The organism is Sulfuricella sp. T08, assembly GCF_000971475.1.
Taxonomy (GTDB): domain Bacteria; phylum Pseudomonadota; class Gammaproteobacteria; order Burkholderiales; family Sulfuricellaceae; genus Sulfuricella.
This window is the reverse complement of sequence record NZ_DF967526.1, coordinates 1-17,566: the sequence shown is the minus strand read 5'-3', so window position 1 is coordinate 17,566 and position 17,566 is coordinate 1. Positions and strand designations below refer to the sequence as shown.

Annotated in this window: 14 protein-coding genes; 13 read left to right on the top strand and 1 reads right to left on the bottom strand. The window is 57.6% G+C overall.

The window, feature by feature from the left end; all coding sequences use genetic code 11:
* The first annotated feature begins 320 nt into the window (after positions 1 to 320).
* Positions 321 to 4,295 carry an ATP-dependent RNA helicase HrpA gene (gene hrpA, locus SCT_RS03450; RefSeq protein WP_059419137.1) on the top strand — a complete coding sequence of 1,325 codons (3,975 nt, stop codon included), beginning with the start codon at positions 321 to 323 and terminating at the stop codon, positions 4,293 to 4,295.
* Positions 4,296 to 4,382: 87 nt separating this feature from the next.
* Here the strand turns inward: hrpA and SCT_RS03445 are convergent, their stop codons facing one another.
* Complete coding sequence (locus SCT_RS03445; protein WP_237759598.1) at positions 4,383 to 6,413, bottom strand: Ig-like domain-containing protein; 2,031 nt, start codon at positions 6,411 to 6,413, stop codon at positions 4,383 to 4,385.
* Between the two features lie 182 nt (positions 6,414 to 6,595).
* Between SCT_RS03445 and fdxA the strand changes: the two genes are divergently transcribed.
* The 12 genes from fdxA to nirB all read left to right on the top strand — a co-directional run bounded on the left by fdxA (position 6,596) and on the right by nirB (position 17,426).
* Positions 6,596 to 6,919 carry a ferredoxin FdxA gene (gene fdxA, locus SCT_RS03440; RefSeq protein WP_059419086.1) on the top strand — a complete coding sequence of 108 codons (324 nt, stop codon included), beginning with the start codon at positions 6,596 to 6,598 and terminating at the stop codon, positions 6,917 to 6,919.
* Between the two features lie 79 nt (positions 6,920 to 6,998).
* Complete coding sequence (locus SCT_RS03435) at positions 6,999 to 7,883, top strand: dienelactone hydrolase family protein (protein WP_059419081.1); 885 nt, start codon at positions 6,999 to 7,001, stop codon at positions 7,881 to 7,883.
* A gap of 93 nt (positions 7,884 to 7,976) precedes the next feature.
* The gene (locus SCT_RS03430) at positions 7,977 to 8,513 is read left to right on the top strand and encodes a flavin reductase family protein (protein ID WP_059419080.1); all 537 of its coding nucleotides are present in this window, start codon (positions 7,977 to 7,979) and stop codon (positions 8,511 to 8,513) included.
* A gap of 164 nt (positions 8,514 to 8,677) precedes the next feature.
* Positions 8,678 to 9,004, top strand: coding sequence for a hypothetical protein (locus tag SCT_RS03425; RefSeq protein ID WP_082098164.1), 327 nt, complete (start codon positions 8,678 to 8,680; stop codon positions 9,002 to 9,004).
* 110 nt (positions 9,005 to 9,114) lie between these two features.
* Positions 9,115 to 9,729: a hypothetical protein gene (locus tag SCT_RS03420; protein ID WP_059419073.1), complete on the top strand. Its 615-nt coding sequence runs from the start codon at positions 9,115 to 9,117 to the stop codon at positions 9,727 to 9,729.
* Between the two features lie 43 nt (positions 9,730 to 9,772).
* A complete protein-coding gene (locus SCT_RS03415) occupies positions 9,773 to 10,222 on the top strand; it encodes a YaiI/YqxD family protein (RefSeq protein WP_059419070.1) in 450 nt (149 codons plus the stop codon).
* 197 nt (positions 10,223 to 10,419) lie between these two features.
* The gene (locus SCT_RS03410; RefSeq protein WP_059419068.1) at positions 10,420 to 11,025 is read left to right on the top strand and encodes an ANTAR domain-containing response regulator; all 606 of its coding nucleotides are present in this window, start codon (positions 10,420 to 10,422) and stop codon (positions 11,023 to 11,025) included.
* A gap of 182 nt (positions 11,026 to 11,207) precedes the next feature.
* On the top strand, positions 11,208 to 12,461 hold the full coding sequence (locus tag SCT_RS03405) for a CmpA/NrtA family ABC transporter substrate-binding protein (protein WP_059419066.1): 1,254 nt from the start codon (positions 11,208 to 11,210) through the stop codon (positions 12,459 to 12,461).
* 30 nt (positions 12,462 to 12,491) lie between these two features.
* The gene (locus SCT_RS03400) at positions 12,492 to 12,905 is read left to right on the top strand and encodes a globin family protein (protein WP_059419063.1); all 414 of its coding nucleotides are present in this window, start codon (positions 12,492 to 12,494) and stop codon (positions 12,903 to 12,905) included.
* Positions 12,906 to 12,972: 67 nt separating this feature from the next.
* A complete protein-coding gene (ntrB, locus tag SCT_RS03395) occupies positions 12,973 to 13,884 on the top strand; it encodes a nitrate ABC transporter permease (RefSeq protein WP_059419060.1) in 912 nt (303 codons plus the stop codon).
* A 94-nt stretch (positions 13,885 to 13,978) separates the two neighbouring features.
* Positions 13,979 to 14,770 carry an ABC transporter ATP-binding protein gene (locus SCT_RS03390; RefSeq protein ID WP_059419135.1) on the top strand — a complete coding sequence of 264 codons (792 nt, stop codon included), beginning with the start codon at positions 13,979 to 13,981 and terminating at the stop codon, positions 14,768 to 14,770.
* 208 nt (positions 14,771 to 14,978) lie between these two features.
* Entirely contained in the window at positions 14,979 to 17,426 is a 2,448-nt protein-coding gene (nirB, locus tag SCT_RS03385) for a nitrite reductase large subunit NirB (RefSeq protein ID WP_059419058.1), read from the top strand.
* Positions 17,427 to 17,566 lie beyond the last annotated feature (140 nt).

The following is a 17,566-nucleotide window of genomic DNA, read 5'->3' as shown; positions in this document are numbered from 1 at the left end:
TTCTAAGACAAAACTGACGATGACATGTTCAAACTACCATGACTCGTGAAGCCAGGCAACAGTCATCATATAATCTATCTAAGATATCTTATACAAGTTTTATTTAGACGAAAAAAGGGCAAAAAAAACCGCCCGCCGACGAATCGACAAGGCGGAACAGGGGAAGCATGTACTAAATTTGATTTAAATATACAAATACCAAGTAATTTAGTCAAGTAATTTCCGCTTGCCCCCGGTGTATAATTCCGGCCACACCTGCTTACCTGCAAACAGCCGTGCACCAGACACTCCGAACCCTCGCCGCCGCGCTTCCCGCCTGCATGATCTCAGACCGCCACGCTTTCCGGCGGCAACTGGACAAGCTGCGCGCACTGGCCACCGCCAACAAGCCCGTGGACGTCGCGCTGCAGCAACTGCAAGGCGCAGTGGAGCGCTCTGCCGGGCGGCTGAAGCAAAGGCTGGAGCGGCTGCCCGTTCCCATCTATCCTGAAGAGCTGCCGGTCTCGGGCAAGCGTGCGGACATCGCCGCCGCCATCGCCGCCAACCAGGTGGTCATCGTCTGCGGCGAAACCGGCTCGGGCAAGACCACCCAGCTGCCGAAAATCTGCCTGGAACTCAAGCGCGGCGCCGCCGGCCTGATCGGCCACACCCAGCCGCGCCGCATCGCCGCCCGCACCGTGGCCTCGCGTATCTCGCAGGAACTGAAGAGCCCGCTCGGCCAGGTGGTAGGCTACAAGGTGCGCTTTTCCGATCACACCAGCACGGACAGCTACATCAAGCTGATGACCGACGGCATCCTGCTGGCGGAAACCCAGAACGACCGCTTCCTTTCTGCTTACGACACCATCATCATCGACGAAGCGCACGAGCGCAGCCTCAACATCGATTTCCTCCTCGGTTACCTGAAGCAGATCCTGCCGAAACGCCCCGACCTGAAAGTCATCGTCACCTCGGCCACCATCGATGCGGAGCGGTTTTCAAATCACTTCGACGGCGCCCCGGTGATCGAGGTTTCGGGCCGGCTGTACCCGGTGGAAACCCGCTACCGGCCACTGCACCAGCGCAAGAATGAGAGCGGAAAAGTAGAAGAAGAGGTTAGCGATGCAAATATCGAGGAGGCCATTCTCGATGCCGTGGACGAAGTCTCGCGCACCGGCTCCGGCGACATCCTGATCTTCCTCCCCGGCGAACGCGAGATCCGCGACTGCGCCGAAGCCTTACGCAAGCATCACCCCGCCGGCAGCGAAATCCTGCCCCTGTTCGCCCGCCTTTCCGCCGCCGAGCAGGAGCGCGTGTTCAAGCCCGGCGGGGCGCGCCGCATCGTGCTCGCCACCAACGTGGCGGAAACCTCGCTCACCGTGCCCGGCATCCGCTACGTCATCGACCCCGGCTACGCCCGCCTGCTGCGCTACAGCTACCGCTCCAAGGTGGAGCGTTTGCAGGTCGAAAAAATCTCCCAGGCCTCCGCCAACCAGCGCGCCGGCCGTTGCGGCCGGGTGATGAGCGGGGTGTGCGTACGGCTGTATGCGGAGGAGGATTTCAACACCCGCCCCGCCTTCACCGACCCGGAAATCCGCCGCAGCAACCTCGCCGCCGTGATCCTGCGGATGAAGGCGCTGGGTCTGGCCGACATCGAGGACTTCCCGTTCCTTGAACCGCCCGATTCCCGCGCCATCACCGACGGCTTCAAGCTACTGGAAGAACTCGGCGCGGTGGATGACCAGCGTGCGCTGACCGAAACCGGTCGGCAGATCGCCAAGTTTCCGATCGACCCGCGCATCGCCCGCATGATCCTCGCAGCCAAGGCAGAAAACTGTTTGACCGAAGTGCTGATCATTGCATCCGCATTATCCGTGCAGGACCCGCGTGACCGCCCGATGGACCGCCAGCAGGCGGCGGACGACAAACATCGCCAATTCCAGGACGACAATTCCGACTTCGTCGCCTACATCAAGCTGTGGGCGTTCTACGACGAAGCGCTGAAACACAAGAAATCCAACCGCAAACTGCTCGACCTGTGCCGCGAGCATTACCTCTCCGCCACGCGTTTGCGCGAGTGGCGCGAAATCCACGGCCAGCTTCACGCCCAAGTCGTCGAGATCGGCCTGCGCCCGAACCAGACCCCGGCCAGTTACGAGGAAATCCACCGCGCCCTGCTCGCCGGGCTGCTCGGCAACCTCGGCGTCAAGACCGAAACCCAGGAGTACGCCGGGGCGCGCGAAATCAAGTTCCACCTCTTCCCCGGTTCGGTGATTTTCAAGAAAGCGCCAAAATGGGTGATGGCTGCGGAGCTGACCGAAACCACCAAGCTCTACGCCCGCTGCGCCGCCAGGATCGAACCGGAATGGATAGAAAAGGTCGCCGTCGACCTGCTGCGCCGCCACTACTTCGATCCCCACTGGGAAAAGGCCACCGCCCAGGTCGCCGCCTTCGAACGCGTCAGCCTGTACGGCCTGACTCTGGTGCCGCGCCGCCGCGTCCATTACGGCACCATCAACCCGACCGAGTCGCGCGACATCTTCATCAAGGGTGCGCTGGTGGCGGGTGAATTCAACACCCGATCGCCGTTCTTCGAACACAACCGCAAGCTCGTTGCCGAAGTCGAAGAACTGGAGCACAAGTCGCGCCGCCAGGACGTACTGGTGGACGAGGAGCGCATTTACGCCTTCTACGACGCCCGTATACCGGAGGGCATCCATAACGGCGCGGATTTCGACAAATGGCTGGCCGATCAAAACAAGCGTCCTTCACCTTTGCCCCCTCGCCCCGCCGGGGAGAGGGTTGGGGAGAGGGGTGCCCCGCCGAAAAAACTCCCTCTCCCCAACCCTCTCCCGCAAGCGGGAGAGGGGGCAAACGTAAAAAACGCTGGCTCTGATCGACTGCTGTACATGAGCAAGGACGACCTGATGCGCCACGGCGCCGATGCTGTCACTGTTGAACTGTTTCCAGAAATCTTAAGCGTGGGCGAAACCGCCTGCCGCCTCGCCTACCGCTTCGAGCCCGGCCATACGCTCGACGGTGTCACCCTCACCGTGCCGCTGCACCTCTTGAATCAGATGGACGCCAGGCGCTTCGACTGGCTGGTGCCGGGCATGATCCGCGAGAAGATCACCGTGCTGGTCAAGGCGCTGCCCAAGCGGCTGCGCTCGGCCTGCGTGCCGGTGCCGGATTTTGTTACGGCAGCGCTGATGGCGATGCCCATCGGCCAAGGCTCGCTCACCGAATCCCTCGCCGCCTACATCCACAAGAAAACCAGCCAGGAAGTTCCGCCCGACACCTGGAAGGAAACTGACCTGCCACTGCACCTGCGCATGAACTTCAGGGTGGTGGACGAGGCCGGCGCAGAGATGGCCTCCGACCGCGACCTCGCCGCGCTCAGGGAAAAACTCGGCCAGGCCGCCAGGCTCACCTTCGCCCAAGCGCCGCAGCTCAATATCGAGAAAGAAGGCCTCACCAACTGGGATTTTGGTGACCTTCCCGAGAAGATCGCATTCACCCGCAGCGGCCAGTCCCTCACCGGCTATCCGGCGCTGGAGGACGACAGCGATTCTGTCTCGATCCGATTGTTCGACACCCCCGAAGCCGCAGATGCCGCGATGCGCGCCGGAGTCAGAAGACTGTTGCGGCTCGTCCTCAACCCGCAGATGAAGCAACTGGACAAGAGCCTGCCCGGCTTCACCCAGACCGCCCTCCTGCTGCGCGCTGTCGCCAACCCCGACGACCTGAGAGAAGACCTGCTCACCGCCATCACCGACCGCGCCTTCCTCGGCGACGACGAATTGCCCCGCACCACAAAAGCCTTCACCACCCAGAAAGACCGCGCCCGCACCCGCCTCGCCGCCGTCTCGGATGCCGCCTGCCGCATCCTTGCCGCCATCGCCGCCGACTATCAGGCGATACAGGCCAAGCTTGCCGCCAAACCGCCCGGCAACGTCGCCGCCGACATCAGCGAACAGCTTGCCAACCTGGTCTACAAGGGCTTTCTCAGCGCCACCCCGTGGGAACAGTTGCAGCACCTGCCGCGCTACCTCAAGGCCACCGTGCGCCGACTGGAAAAACTCTCCGGCGCGGTCGAGCGCGACGCCAAATACACTGTTGCCATCCGGGCGCTATGGCAGGACTACCAGAAGCGGCTGGAGAAGCACCGCAAGGAAGGGATCATCGACCCGGAGCTGGGCAAGTTTCGCTGGATGATGGAGGAATTGCGGGTGTCGATGTTTGCGCAGGAGTTGAAAACGCCTTATCCGGTATCAGTCAAAAGGCTGCAAAAAGCATGGGAAGGGGTGAAGGCGTAAAACCCACCTTGCCAGTGCGCCCTGCCGGGCACACCAAAAAAAACCGCCCCGGATGGGGCGGTTTTGCAGAGGGTTTAGATTCTATCGTTATGGATTCGGTCCGTTATGGCAGTCGTAGCAGCCCACTTTCTGCCCGGCGGCGAAACTCTTCGTGCCATTTTCCACCGTGAAGGTCTTGGCCATCTTGACCTGGCTCAACGCGGTGCCACGATAATCAGCACCATGGCAGTATGTACAGGAGGTGGTGCCTGCCTTCGCTGCGCTCTCATGGCCAGAAACCCAGCCTTGGCCGAAAGTGTGCAAACCATGTGGCCCGCCATTGGCAGTGACCGGTAGCGTCGTCGCATGACAAGCGACACATTCAGCAACCGTTCCCGCATGACCCTGCACCGCAATACTCTGCGTATTGTCATCAGCATGACTGGATGGGTAGACCGCATGAGTTGCACCGTGACAAGCCTCGCACTGCAAACCTCCATGCCCTTTACTGAAACGGTATAAATTCAATCCCGTCACAGGGGTGTTGGCGTTGGTAGCGAATGTATGGTCAGTTGGCACGATGGCGACTCCGCTGGAATTCACACCGCTAAGTGCACGCTTGTTAGGTGCAGCGCTATTGTGACAAGCCTCGCAAGTCGGCTCGTTGTACCACCCTTGACGAGCTTTATTGCCAACCTGCGCATTATTGCCGTGACAGCTTTGGCAACTCATCAGCAATTTGCCATTGGCATCTACCGCTTTGCCCATGGCGCCACGCAGACATTGAGTAGCCGAGCCCGGGTGGCACAAGTAGCACGAAGTACGATCATTAATGTTATCCAGTGGTAACAGGGTTGCAGGATCTTTTACCGTGGAATGCTTGGTGTGCAGCGCTTGGGTAAACGGAGAGATTCCCGTTACACCTTTCATCACCGTTGTTTTGTTCAGCTTGTCAAAGTAAGCATTACTGGCATGGCAGGCAACGCATAGAACCGGTTTCCCGCCATTCGCAGTAGCCAACAAGCCACTTGCGTTGTAACCATTTTGGCTAAGGCCCGTCTTGTACAACGTATTGGATAGCTTATTCTGATCATGCAGTTTCAGAATATTTTTCTTCCAGTCCCTGTCGGCATTGGCATCGAAAACCCAGCCAGTCGTCGGCTTGGCCGCCATCGCCGCGGCATTGCCCGTGGTAATGGAAGAGTGACAACCCTTACAGGTCATCTCATCGCTCACTGGCAGCACTGTCGTGGTAGTGGCCAGTACCTTGCCGCTAAGATCCTTGGCGACCACTTTAACCGTAGGATAAAAGTTCTTTTTGAACGTGTCATCATACGGCGTAACGGGGATACCCTCAGCTTCGAACCAGGCGTACTGGGTGTTGTAGCTCATCGGTGCAGGGATAAGGGAAGGAGCCTTGTTACCAGGGGCGGGGGTACCCGTGGCTAGTCCGTCCAGATTGAGGCCGACATTAGGTGCCGGGTTGAGGCCAACCAGGCCATTGACCCATGACCAGAAATTGGTTTTATTCGCACTGGAAGTATTGATGGAGCCGGTACTGTCCGCCACTGCTTCGTAAGTAATCTTCACGTTGCTGGCAATCAGTTTGCCCGACTTGTCCTTCAGTTGAGCATGCAGGGAGTTATATGGGGGCAAGATGGCGAAAACCGAAAAATCCAGACCATCCATACAGTGCATGCCCAGATCGTTCCACGCCAAAAGCGTATAAGCGCTTGTGGTGGTTGTGGTGCCTCCGCTTGTCGTGGTGCCGCCCGTGCTTGTAGCCATCACGAAGACCGGTATCTCTTTACTGGTCTGGCTGTCTTTTACGGTAACGGTGGTCGAGCCCGCCTTGAGCCCTTTCAGCGTAACCTTCCCGCTGGCATAGGAAGCGCTCACCACAGATGTTTCGTGAGAAGTTGCAGAGACCGAACCGGAGGCGTTCGACACAGCCAGCGTGGCCGTGGCGCCCGCATTCATGAGGACCGATGACGGACTGACCTTCAGCCCACTATCAGAAGCAAATGCGGTGACAGACGCAAACAACGCGGCCAGAAACAACAGAAATGGAAATGGAAATGGAAATGGCAAAGTACGCGCATTCATGGCAAACCCCCCTCTTTTATTGATTAATGTCATAAAGTATATGCCACACAAGCAATAGGGTTTATTACGATTAGTTCACACTAGCATGCTCGCCAAGCCTCCTGAAACGGCAAGATTTGGACAATATTTTTTCAGATATCACTTATCACTCAATCTGCTATTTTTAATATGGTTGTGTCTTCATGATACGAAGATACCTGATAGGGAGTACTGCAATGACTTATGTCGTGACCGAAAACTGCATCCTCTGCAAGTACACCGACTGTGCGGCTGTTTGCCCGGTGGACTGCTTTCACGAGGGGCCAAATTTCCTGGCGATCGACCCGGACGAATGCATCGATTGCGATGTATGCGTGCCGGAATGTCCGGCTGAAGCGATTTTTCCCGAGGCGGACCTGCCGCCGGGGCAGGAGAAGTTTATCGAAATCAATGCGAAACTGGCAAAAATCTGGCCGGTAATCAACTCGAAGAAAGACCCTCTTCCCGAAGCAGAGAAATGGAAGGGAGTTGAGGACAAGCTGCAATATCTGGAGAAATGACCCATTGCTCCTGGCGCTTCAGAGTACTTGGCATCTGACACATACCTCCCTATATCTCTTCTACATTGGAGTCAACAAAATGGGCAAGACGACACCCCGATCCAGCAACCCAGAATTCGATAGCCTGGTACCCAACACCCCCTTCACCCGTCGTGCTTTCGTCATTAGCATGCTGGGCGTGGGTTTCGCCCTCGCCACTCAGCCGGTCATGGCCGAAACCGTGATCAAAACCAGCACCGATGGCCTGATTGCAGGTGAAATCAAGGTTCCCGTCAGGGATGGCGAAATGGTCGCTTATCGCGCGCAACCAGACAAGGGCGCCAACTTTCCTGTGATCCTGGTGGTTTCCGAGATCTTCGGTGTCCATGAACATATCGCCGATATCTGCCGGCGGCTAGCCAAACTCGGCTATCTGGCCATCGCCCCGGAACTGTTTGCGCGCCATGGCGATCCACGCAAAATCAGCAGCATCCAGGAGATCCTCGACAATATCGTCGCCAAAGTGCCGGACGCTCAGGTCATGAGCGACCTCGACGCCTGCGAAGCATGGGCCAAGGCCCATGGTGGCGATACGTCACGCCTGGCGATCACCGGCTTCTGCTGGGGTGGGCGCATCACCTGGCTCTACACTGCCCACAACCCCCGCCTCAAGGCTGCCGTGGCCTGGTACGGCCGGATTGACGGGGTGAATACCGAGCTTACGCCGAAATACCCGCTCGACCTTGTGGCGCAACTGAAGGCCCCGGTACTGGGGCTTTACGGCGGCCAGGATCAGGGCATCCCGCTGGACGATGTGGAGGCCATGCGTGCTGCCATCAAGAAGGCCGGCGGCAAGTCCGAGATTCATGTCTATCCCGACGCGCCCCATGCCTTCCACGCCGATTACCGGCCCAGCTATCGCAAGGATGCCGCCGAAGACGGATGGAAGCGCATGCAGGCATGGCTGAAGAAGAACGGGGTGTAATTCGAATTCTCTCAAAACGCCGATAATTATGCAGGGTGCGTCCCACGCACCCTACGATTCCACTATGCGGAGTGTCGAAACGGGGGTGCCGAGATGGCGAAGAATTCCTTTCCCTTGCCCAAGGTCTATGGCCTGCTCGAACCGGGGCCTGTCGTGCTGGTTACGACCGCCGGCAAGGATGGCGCGAACATCATGACCCAATCGTGGCACACCATGATCGAATTCGAGCCGCCGCTGGTGGGGTGTGTGATCAGCAACCGGAACCACTCGTTCGACATCCTGAAGGCCACCAAAGAATGCGTGATCAACATCCCGACGGTGGAACTGGCGGAAAAGGTGGTGGGCTGCGGCAACACTTCCGGGCGCAACATCGACAAGTTCAAGCACTTTGGCCTCACGCCAGTAGCCGCCTCGTGTGTCCAGGCGCCCCTCATCGACGAATGCTATGCCAGCCTTGAATGCAAGGTCGTCGACGGGAAGATGGTGACCCGCTACAACTTCTTTATCCTCGAAGTGCTCAAGGCGTGGATAGACCCGTCGATGAAACATCCGCGGACGATTCATCATCTCGGCAAAGGCGCGTTCATGGTCGCCGGCAAGACGATCAAACTGCCCTCCAGAATGAAATAATCCCTGTTGTTGAGTATTCCGCTGCGCGCAACGCCCCTCCCCGCGCGCCCGCTTGCGCGAAAACCCCATCAGGCGGTATTCTCGCAACTTAATTCCCAGACCTTACCCCAGTGTCCAAACCCTTCTCAATACTGTTCCGCCAGATCGGAGCCGTATCAACCGTCATGTTTACCCCCGTATTACGCTTGGGAAAGGGGCTGTTCGCACTCCAGAATCGGGAGCGGACGCAGCTATTGGAAGAGATGACCCAGATGCGGGAGCTGATGCCGCTGCTCATGAAGCAGCGCAACGGTTATCACTGGACCAATGATGATCGGCAGCATATCCGGGAGCACTTGCGCAATCTGGCGAAAATAAGCCCCTATATCGTCCTGTTCGTGGCACCTGGCGGGCTGTTCTTGCTGCCGGTAATGGCCTGGTGGCTGGATCGGCGCCGGCTCAAGCGCAACGCCGACGCCCAGCGCGCGCGCAATGAGGCCAGCCGCAAGTAATCTGCGTCACCCAGGATAAAACCCCTGCTGCTGACAACATTCCCAAATTTCGCTACGCTAGATCCGGGGCATGATCTGATTTTTCTCTGGGCAGCATTGATGGAGGGCGCGTGAAACAGCTGATTTGCATCATCGGCAACAAGGGCGGCACCGGCAAAACCAGCATTACGCACATGTTGTGCCACGGCTTCGGGTTGCTCGGCATGCGCTCTATCGCGGTACTCACAGATATATCTCGGGAGCCCCTGACGCGAGGAGACCGACGCTATACGCCCATTGATGGCCGCTCACCGGACAAGCTTGAAAAAATCATAGCCAAGCTGGAATTCATGCCGGAGTGGCTGGGGGTAATCGACGGCGGTGGCAATCGGCCGGAAATGGATAGCCAGCTCTACGAAATATCGGACCTCATTCTGCTGCCTTTTCGCGATTCCCACGAGGACATCCGCACCGTGCGCAACGACCTTGACGCTTTCCCCGAGGCTTATGGCATTCCGTCCCAATGGCCGACCAATGCGTGGCAGCAGATGACGGCGGAGCGTTCGCTGGACGAGCTGATGCAGGATTACCGGCCGCGCCTGCTCGACCCGGTGTACGCGGTGAGCGCCAGCAAGCTGTTGCTGGAAAGCCAGATTCCGCCCAGCCTGCCGACGATGCTGAACAACGTCTGCCGCGGACTGGCCCGGCAAGTTCTGGAGCGCCTGGACCCACACGAAGCTGCATAACCGCTCCCCCCATCAATCCGGCGTTTCACCGAAAGAATAATCCATGCAAATCTGGGTCGATGCCGATGCCTGCCCCGGCGTCATCAAGGAAATCCTGTTTCGCGCCGCCGAGCGGGCTCAAATCCCAATGACGCTGGTCGCAAACCAGTTCCTGCGCACCCCGCCATCTCGCTATATCAAGGCCATCCAGGTCCCCGCCGGCTTCGATGTCGCGGATGGCAAGATCGTCCAGCATCTGGAACCAGGCGACCTGGTGATCACCGCCGACATCCCTCTGGCCGCCGAGGTCATCGCAAAAGGCGGCCACGCACTCAACCCCAGGGGTGAGTTTTACACTCCGGACACGATACGCGAACGCCTCAACATGCGCGACTTCATGGACATCCTGCGCAGCAGCGGCGTGGAAACTGGCGGCCCTGCATCGCTCAGCCAGAACGACCGCAAAGCCTTTGCCAGCCAACTTGATCGCTTCCTGGTCAAAAACCGCAAGTAATAGAGGAAGGGGCGAGCGAGTCCGTCTCCCCCTTTCCATTAAAGTCGGCTCACGTTTGGCGCATCAGGTGGAAATCTCGCCCGTTTTTGGTGCGCCCATATAGCCCTGTCTTTTGGTCACACCTTCTATTTTCAATGATTCTATTCAGGATCAATCAGTTGCCTGCCATGGTATGAGAATTGCATTATTGGCAAGTTATGAAATCCCCCGTCAAACCCTCTGAATTCCCTCTTCGCGTCTTGCTGGTAGACGAAACCTTCGAGCGCGCGGCGCTTCTTAAGCACGCCTTGCAGGATGCGGGCTGCAAGATTGTGGCTCACGTCTCCTCCAGTGCCGATCTGCCTGGCCTGGTGGCTGAATTGAAACCGGATCTGATCATTCTGGATACAGAGTCCCCAGACCGGGACACGCTGGAGAATTTATGCGTTATCAGACGTGATCAGCCGCGCCCGATCGTGATGTTTACCCACGATGATGATAGCGACAAGATCCGCGCTGCCATTCGTGCCGGCGTCAGTGCTTATGTTGTAAATGGCCTGAAAAGCGAGCGCTTGCGTCCCATCATGGACGTGGCGATTGCACGCTTCAATGAATTTCAGGCAATGCGGGCGGATCTGGCAAAAGCGGAAGGCCAGCTTTCGGAGCGCAAGGATGTGGAGCGCGCCAAGGGAATTTTGATGAGGCAGCGCGGCTGGTCCGAAGAAGAAGCTTATCAAGCTTTGCGCAAAGCGGCCATGGACAAGGGCTCTCGCTTGGCGGATGTGGCACGGCAGTTGGTCGAGATCACGGAATTGCTGGGTTAAATAATTCTGGCACGTGTATTGCTTTAGGTAAATCAACGGTCCAACGACGGGCCACAGCAAGTGAATAAAATCTGAGCCGACCAACGACGGTTGGCTTCATCAAGGACAAAGGCGTCCATTCGCGGGAGAAATCACTTTCGCGGATGCGACGCCTTTTTTGTTTTTTTATCCAGGAGAAAACCATGACTACAGATTCCAAAAACAGCCGGAGAGATTTTATGAAAAAAGGCGCTACTTTACTGGGGGCCGGGGCATTGATGTCCATGGTCGATCCAGCAATACGTGTCGGGGCCTGGGCAGCAGGTTCCGATGCACCGGAAAAGACCGAGGTCAAAATCGGCTTCATCCCTCTGACTGATTGCGCCTCGGTGGTAATCGCTTCGGTGATGGGCTTTGACAAGAAATACGGCATAAAAATCGTGCCCAGCAAGGAAGCCTCCTGGGCCGGGGTGCGCGACAAGCTGGTGAACGGCGAACTGGATGCTTCCCATGTGCTGTACGGCCTGATCTACGGGGTTCAGCTGGGTATCGGCGGGCCGAAGAAAGACATGTCGGTACTGATGAGCATCAACAACAATGGCCAGGCCATTTCCCTGTCCAATCAGCTGAAGACCAAAGGTGCGGTGGATGGCACCAGTCTGGCTGCGCTGATCAAGAAGGAGCCGCGCGAGTATATTTTCGCCCAGACCTTCCCCACCGGCACCCACGCCATGTGGCTTTACTACTGGCTGGCGTCGTATGGCATCAATCCATTCTCCGACGTGAAGAACATCACCGTGCCGCCACCGCAAATGATCGCCAACATGCGGGTAGGCAATATGGATGGATTTTGCGTCGGCGAACCTTGGAACGCGCGGGCCATTCGCGACAACGTGGGCTTTACGGCTGTTACCAGCCAGGACATCTGGACAAACCATCCGGAAAAAGTGCTCGGCACCACGGCTGAATTTGTGCAGAAATACCCCAATACCGCGCGAGCCATGATCATGGCGATGCTGGATGCATCCAAATACATTGACGAAATGAAGAACCGTTCGCAGGTGGCCAAGATCATTGCCGAGAAATCCTACGTCAACACCGATTTTGACTCCATCGAGGACCGCATGATGGGCCAGTACGACAACGGCAACGGAAAGAAATGGCAGGACGCCAATTACATGAAGTTCTATGCAGATGGAGCGGTGAACTTCCCCTACCTTTCCGACGGCATGTGGTTCCTCACCCAGCACAAGCGCTGGGGCCTGCTCAAGGAAGATCCGGACTACCTGGCCGTGGCCAAGAAGGTCAACCAGATCGAACTGTACAAGCAGGCTGCAACCCAGACCAAGACACCCATTCCGAAGGATGTCATGCGCACCAGCAAGCTCATGGACGGCAGTGTATGGGATGGCAAGAACCCCAAAGCCTACGCCGCCAGCTTCAAAATCAAAGCGTAATCAACTCATGAGAAATTTGAAAGGTACATCATGACACCTGAAAAAATAGAACTGGTTCGCAATAGCTGGCAGCAGGTAGTGCCCATTCAAGATACTGCAGCCGGACTCTTTTATAACCGCCTGTTCGAACTGGACCCTTCCCTGCGCAGCCTGTTCAACGGGGATATGGTCGAGCAAGGACGCAAGCTCATGATCATGATCAACATGGTCGTCAACAGCCTGGACCGACTCGAATCCATCATCGGAATGGTGAAAGAATCAGGGCGCCGTCACGTCGGATATGGCGTCAAGGCAGAGCATTTCGACACCGTGGGCAATGCCCTGATCTGGACTTTGGGCCAAGGGCTAGGCGCAGGCTTTACGCCCGAGGTCAAGGAAGGGTGGGTCGAGGCTTATGGCGTACTGGCCTCTACCATGAAACAGGCTGCCTACGGCTCGGCATAATACGAGCCCGTCTCCGGACTGGCACTTGCGCCAGCCCGGAGGTGCAGCCCTCAAACAGGAGTTTAAAATGAATGCAGCGAATCCAGGCATAGAAAGCTTGAAGGAAACCACGGCAGGCGATGGAACCGTCGCCACAGCCAAAGTCTTCAATATTTCGCCATCTATCAATGTGAGCGAACCCGTGCCCACAGCCGGGCGACGTTTTTCCCTGGCAGCCAAAAATTTCTTTCAATGGCTGGTTCCGCCGGTGCTGGGTCTGACAATTTTCATCGGCATCTGGGCACTGGTCTCACAGACCAGCCCGCAACTACCCGGCCCGCTCAAGACCTGGGCATCGGCACAGCAGCTGTTCAGCGACCCTTTTTACAACAAGGGCCCCAATGATCAGGGCATCGGCTGGAATATCCTGGCCTCGCTGCAACGGGTGGGGATCGGCTTCGGCATGGCAGCGGCAATCGGCATTCCCCTCGGCTTCATGATCGGACGCTTCAAGTTTCTCAACGCCATGACCGCCCCGATCATCAGCCTGCTGCGTCCGGTTTCCCCCCTGGCGTGGCTGCCGATTGGCTTGCTGGTGTTCAAGGCAGCCAATCCGGCAGCGATCTGGGTGATTTTCATCTCTGCCATCTGGCCGATGATCATCAACACCGCAGTCGGCGTAAACCGCATTCCGCAGGATTACATGAACGTAGCAAAGGTACTCAACCTGTCGGAGTGGAAGATTTTCACCAAAATCCTCTTCCCCGCCGTGCTGCCTTACATGATGACCGGCATCCGTCTCTCCATCGGAGTGGCCTGGCTGGTGATCGTGGCGGCGGAGATGCTGACCGGCGGCGTCGGCCTGGGTTTCTGGGTGTGGGACGAATGGAACAACCTCAACGTCGAGCACATCATCATCGCCATCTTCGTGGTCGGCATCGTCGGGTTACTGCTGGAGCAGATGCTGGTACTGCTGGCAAAGCGGTTTTCATATGAGTGAAATCGGTAGCCCGGATGAAGGCCGCAAGGCCGTAATCCGGGAAACTTTCCCCGGATTGCGCTTCGCTCCATCCGGGCTACATCGGGAGAATTTGATGGAAAAATATGTTCAGATCGAAAACGTGCAAATGACTTTCGACACCAAGAAAGGCCCCTTCGTCGCTTTGCGCGACATCAACCTCAACATCGAGCAAGGCGAGTTCATCTCCCTGATCGGTCACTCGGGCTGCGGAAAATCCACCCTGCTCAACCTGGTTGCCGGGCTGACCATTCCCAGCAACGGCGCAATGCTGTGCGCCGGACGGGAAATCGCCGGACCTGGTCCGGAACGCGGAGTGGTGTTCCAGAATCATTCCCTGCTGCCATGGCTGACCTGCTTCGAAAACGTTCATCTGGCGGTCGAGCGTGTCTTTGCCCGGGCAGAAAGCAGCGCATCCATGAAAAAACGCACCCAGGCAGCGCTCGCGCTGGTCGGGCTTAGCCATGCCGAGCACAAGTATCCGCATGAAATTTCCGGCGGCATGAAGCAGCGGGTCGGCATCGCCCGCGCCCTGTCCATGCAGCCCAAAGTGCTGCTGATGGACGAGCCGTTCGGCGCACTGGATGCCTTGACCCGCGCCCACCTCCAGGACGAGTTGATGAAGATCGCCGCGGAAACCAAAAGCACGGTGATCATGGTGACCCACGACGTGGACGAAGCCGTCCTGCTGTCCGACCGCATCGTGATGATGACCAACGGCCCGGCCGCTACCATCGGCGAGATCCTGACGGTCAGCTTGCCGCGCCCGCGCGAGCGTCTGGCACTGGCGAACAATCCGAAATACCACGAATACCGCGGTGCGGTTCTGGACTTCCTGTATCGACGCCAGCTTAGACCCGCAGCCTGAAATAGCGAAGTAGTGCGCCTTCTCGTGTTGCCATGCCCAGTAATTGTGCATATGCCCCATTATGGGGCAGAAGAGAACAATATTTCGTCATTGCTATGGAATATCTGCTTAACAATCAATCAAATATACCAATGGCACGATAGTTGCTGTTGTCAGTGCCTAGATGGCTACATCTGGATGTAGCCAAAGTGACCAGGAGTCTTGATACATGCAAAAACAGAAACTCGTTCTCGTGGGTAACGGCATGGCCGGAGTGCGCACGCTGGAGGAACTGCTGAAAATCGCGGCTGACAAATACGACATTACCGTATTTGGCGCCGAGCCTCACCCCAACTATAACCGCATCCTGCTGTCCCCGGTCCTGGCTGGCGAGCAGACGGTACAGGACATCATCATCAACGAGATGGACTGGTACGAGCAGAATCAGATCCATCTGCACATTAACAAAAAAGTCACTAAGATCGATCGCAAAAATCGCATCGTATTTGCCGAAGACGGAACCAGCGCGGAATATGATCGCCTGCTGCTATCCACCGGCTCCAACCCCTTCATCCTGCCCATTCCTGGCGCAGAACTGCCAGGCGTCGTTTCCTTCCGCGATATCAGCGACGTTGAGGCTATGCTTGATGCTTCCAGCCGCTACCGCAATGCAGTGGTGATCGGCGGCGGGCTGCTCGGCCTGGAAGCCGCTAACGGCCTGATGTTGCGCGGCATGGACGTGACCGTAGTGCATATCGCGCCCTGGCTGATGGATCGCCAGCTCGACGAACCGGCGGCCCGCCTGCTGCAACAAAGCCTGGAAGCCAAGGGCCTCAAATTCCTGCTGGAGAAGCAGACCGACGCGCTGGTGCCTGGCGAATCCGGCCGCGTCTGCGCGGTGAGCTTCAAGGATGGCGATAGCATTCCCGCCGATCTGGTGGTGATGGCGGTCGGCATACGCCCCAACACGGAGCTGGCCGAAAGCGCCGGCCTCTACTGCAATCGCGGCGTGGTGGTTAACGACACCCTGCAAACCTTCGACCCGCGCATCTACGCCGTAGGCGAGTGCGTCAGCCACCGCGGCGTGGCTTATGGACTGGTCGCACCCCTGTTCGAACAGGCCAAAGTAGCCGCCAATCATCTGGCTGAATATGGCATAGGCCGCTATACAGGCTCGCTCACCTCGACCAAGCTCAAGGTCACCGGGATCGACCTGTTTTCCGCCGGAGATTACATGGGTGCTGAAGGCACCGATGCCATCGTGCTTTCCGACCCGTCGGGCGGCAATTACAAGAAAGTCGTGCTCAAGGACAACAAGGTGGTGGGCGCGGTGCTGTATGGCGACACCACGGAGGGCAGCTGGTATTTCGACCTACTACGCGAGGGGACCGATGTTTCGGATATTCGCTCTTCCCTGCTGTTCGGCCAGCACAATCTGGGCGATTCCGGCCACGGCGACCCTCATGCCCGCGTCGCGGCCATGCCGGACAGCGCCGAAATTTGCGGCTGCAATGGCGTTTGCAAGGGCGATATCGTCAAAGCCATCCGCGACAAGAAGCTTTTTACCCTGGATGAGGTGCGTGCCCATACCAAGGCGTCCAGTTCCTGCGGGTCATGTACCGGCCTGGTGGAGTCGCTGCTGGCAGTGACAGTTGGTGGTGACTATTCCACTGCACCATCCAAAAAACCGATGTGCGGCTGTACCGAGCATTCCCATGACGAGGTGCGCGAAACCATCACCCGCCAAGGCATCAAGAGCATACCCGCGCTGATGCATTTCATGGAATGGAAAACCCCCGATGGCTGCAACAAGTGCCGCACGGCGCTGAACTACTACCTGCTGTGCGCGTGGCCATCCGAATACGTGGATGACAACCAGTCGCGCTACATCAACGAACGCGTGCACGCCAACATCCAGAAGGATGGCACCTACTCCGTGATACCGCGTATCTTCGGCGGCGACACCTCGCCCAAACAGCTGATGGCGATTGCTCAGATTGCCGAGCGTTGGGAAGTACCCACGGTGAAGTTTACCGGCGGCCAGCGCCTCGATCTTCTGGGGATCAGGAAAGAACAATTACCGGGAATCTGGAAAGATCTTTCCGAAGCCGGATTTGTCTCCGGACACGCCTACGGCAAAGCCATGCGTACTGTAAAAACCTGTGTCGGCAGCCAATGGTGCCGCTTCGGTACCCAGGATTCGACAACCATGGGGATCAAGCTGGAAGAACTCACCTGGGGTTCGTGGACACCACACAAGTTCAAGCTGGCCGTCTCGGGCTGCCCGCGCAACTGCGCCGAAGCCACCATCAAGGACTTTGGCGTAGTCGCGGTGGATTCGGGCTGGGAACTGCATATCGGTGGCAACGGCGGAATCAAGGTGCGCGCCACCGATTTCCTGTGCCATGTAAAGACCGAGGAAGAGGTTCTGGAATACTGCGCCGCCTTCATGCAGGTCTACCGCGAAGATGCGCATTACCTGGAGCGCACCGCACCCTGGGTAGAACGACGCGGTCTGACCTATGTCAAGGAACGTGTGGTGGATGATGCCGAGCAGCGCAAGGTCTATGCCGAACGTTTTTACGAATCGCAGAAATATTCCCAGGACGATCCATGGAAAGCACGCGGCGAGGGTGTGGATGCCCACGAATACAAGCCGATGGCTATCCTGGACTAAACCACACCCTCTCCCCAACCCCTCTCCCATAAATGGGCGAGGGACTTTGAGTTTGGTTGCGAATTTCGGATACCAGCAGTAGCCTATTAAACTGGCAACTGGAGGTTGAAATGTATCGGATACCAAGACAAAGCTACACC

Bases quoted from the DNA above. Each gene is read 5' to 3' on its own strand.
- nirB (WP_059419058.1), top strand. From the start codon at position 14,979: ATGCAAAAACAGAAACTCGTTCTCGTGGGTAACGGCATGGCCGGAGTG.
- ntrB (WP_059419060.1), top strand. From the start codon at position 12,973: ATGAATGCAGCGAATCCAGGCATAGAAAGCTTGAAGGAAACCACGGCA.
- SCT_RS03445 (WP_237759598.1), bottom strand. From the start codon at position 6,413: ATGACATTAATCAATAAAAGAGGGGGGTTTGCCATGAATGCGCGTACT.
- SCT_RS03405 (WP_059419066.1), top strand. From the start codon at position 11,208: ATGACTACAGATTCCAAAAACAGCCGGAGAGATTTTATGAAAAAAGGC.
- SCT_RS03390 (WP_059419135.1), top strand. From the start codon at position 13,979: ATGGAAAAATATGTTCAGATCGAAAACGTGCAAATGACTTTCGACACC.
- SCT_RS03435 (WP_059419081.1), top strand. From the start codon at position 6,999: ATGGGCAAGACGACACCCCGATCCAGCAACCCAGAATTCGATAGCCTG.
- fdxA (WP_059419086.1), top strand. From the start codon at position 6,596: ATGACTTATGTCGTGACCGAAAACTGCATCCTCTGCAAGTACACCGAC.
- hrpA (WP_059419137.1), top strand. From the start codon at position 321: ATGATCTCAGACCGCCACGCTTTCCGGCGGCAACTGGACAAGCTGCGC.
- SCT_RS03400 (WP_059419063.1), top strand. From the start codon at position 12,492: ATGACACCTGAAAAAATAGAACTGGTTCGCAATAGCTGGCAGCAGGTA.
- SCT_RS03410 (WP_059419068.1), top strand. From the start codon at position 10,420: ATGAAATCCCCCGTCAAACCCTCTGAATTCCCTCTTCGCGTCTTGCTG.
- SCT_RS03425 (WP_082098164.1), top strand. From the start codon at position 8,678: ATGTTTACCCCCGTATTACGCTTGGGAAAGGGGCTGTTCGCACTCCAG.
- SCT_RS03415 (WP_059419070.1), top strand. From the start codon at position 9,773: ATGCAAATCTGGGTCGATGCCGATGCCTGCCCCGGCGTCATCAAGGAA.
- SCT_RS03430 (WP_059419080.1), top strand. From the start codon at position 7,977: ATGGCGAAGAATTCCTTTCCCTTGCCCAAGGTCTATGGCCTGCTCGAA.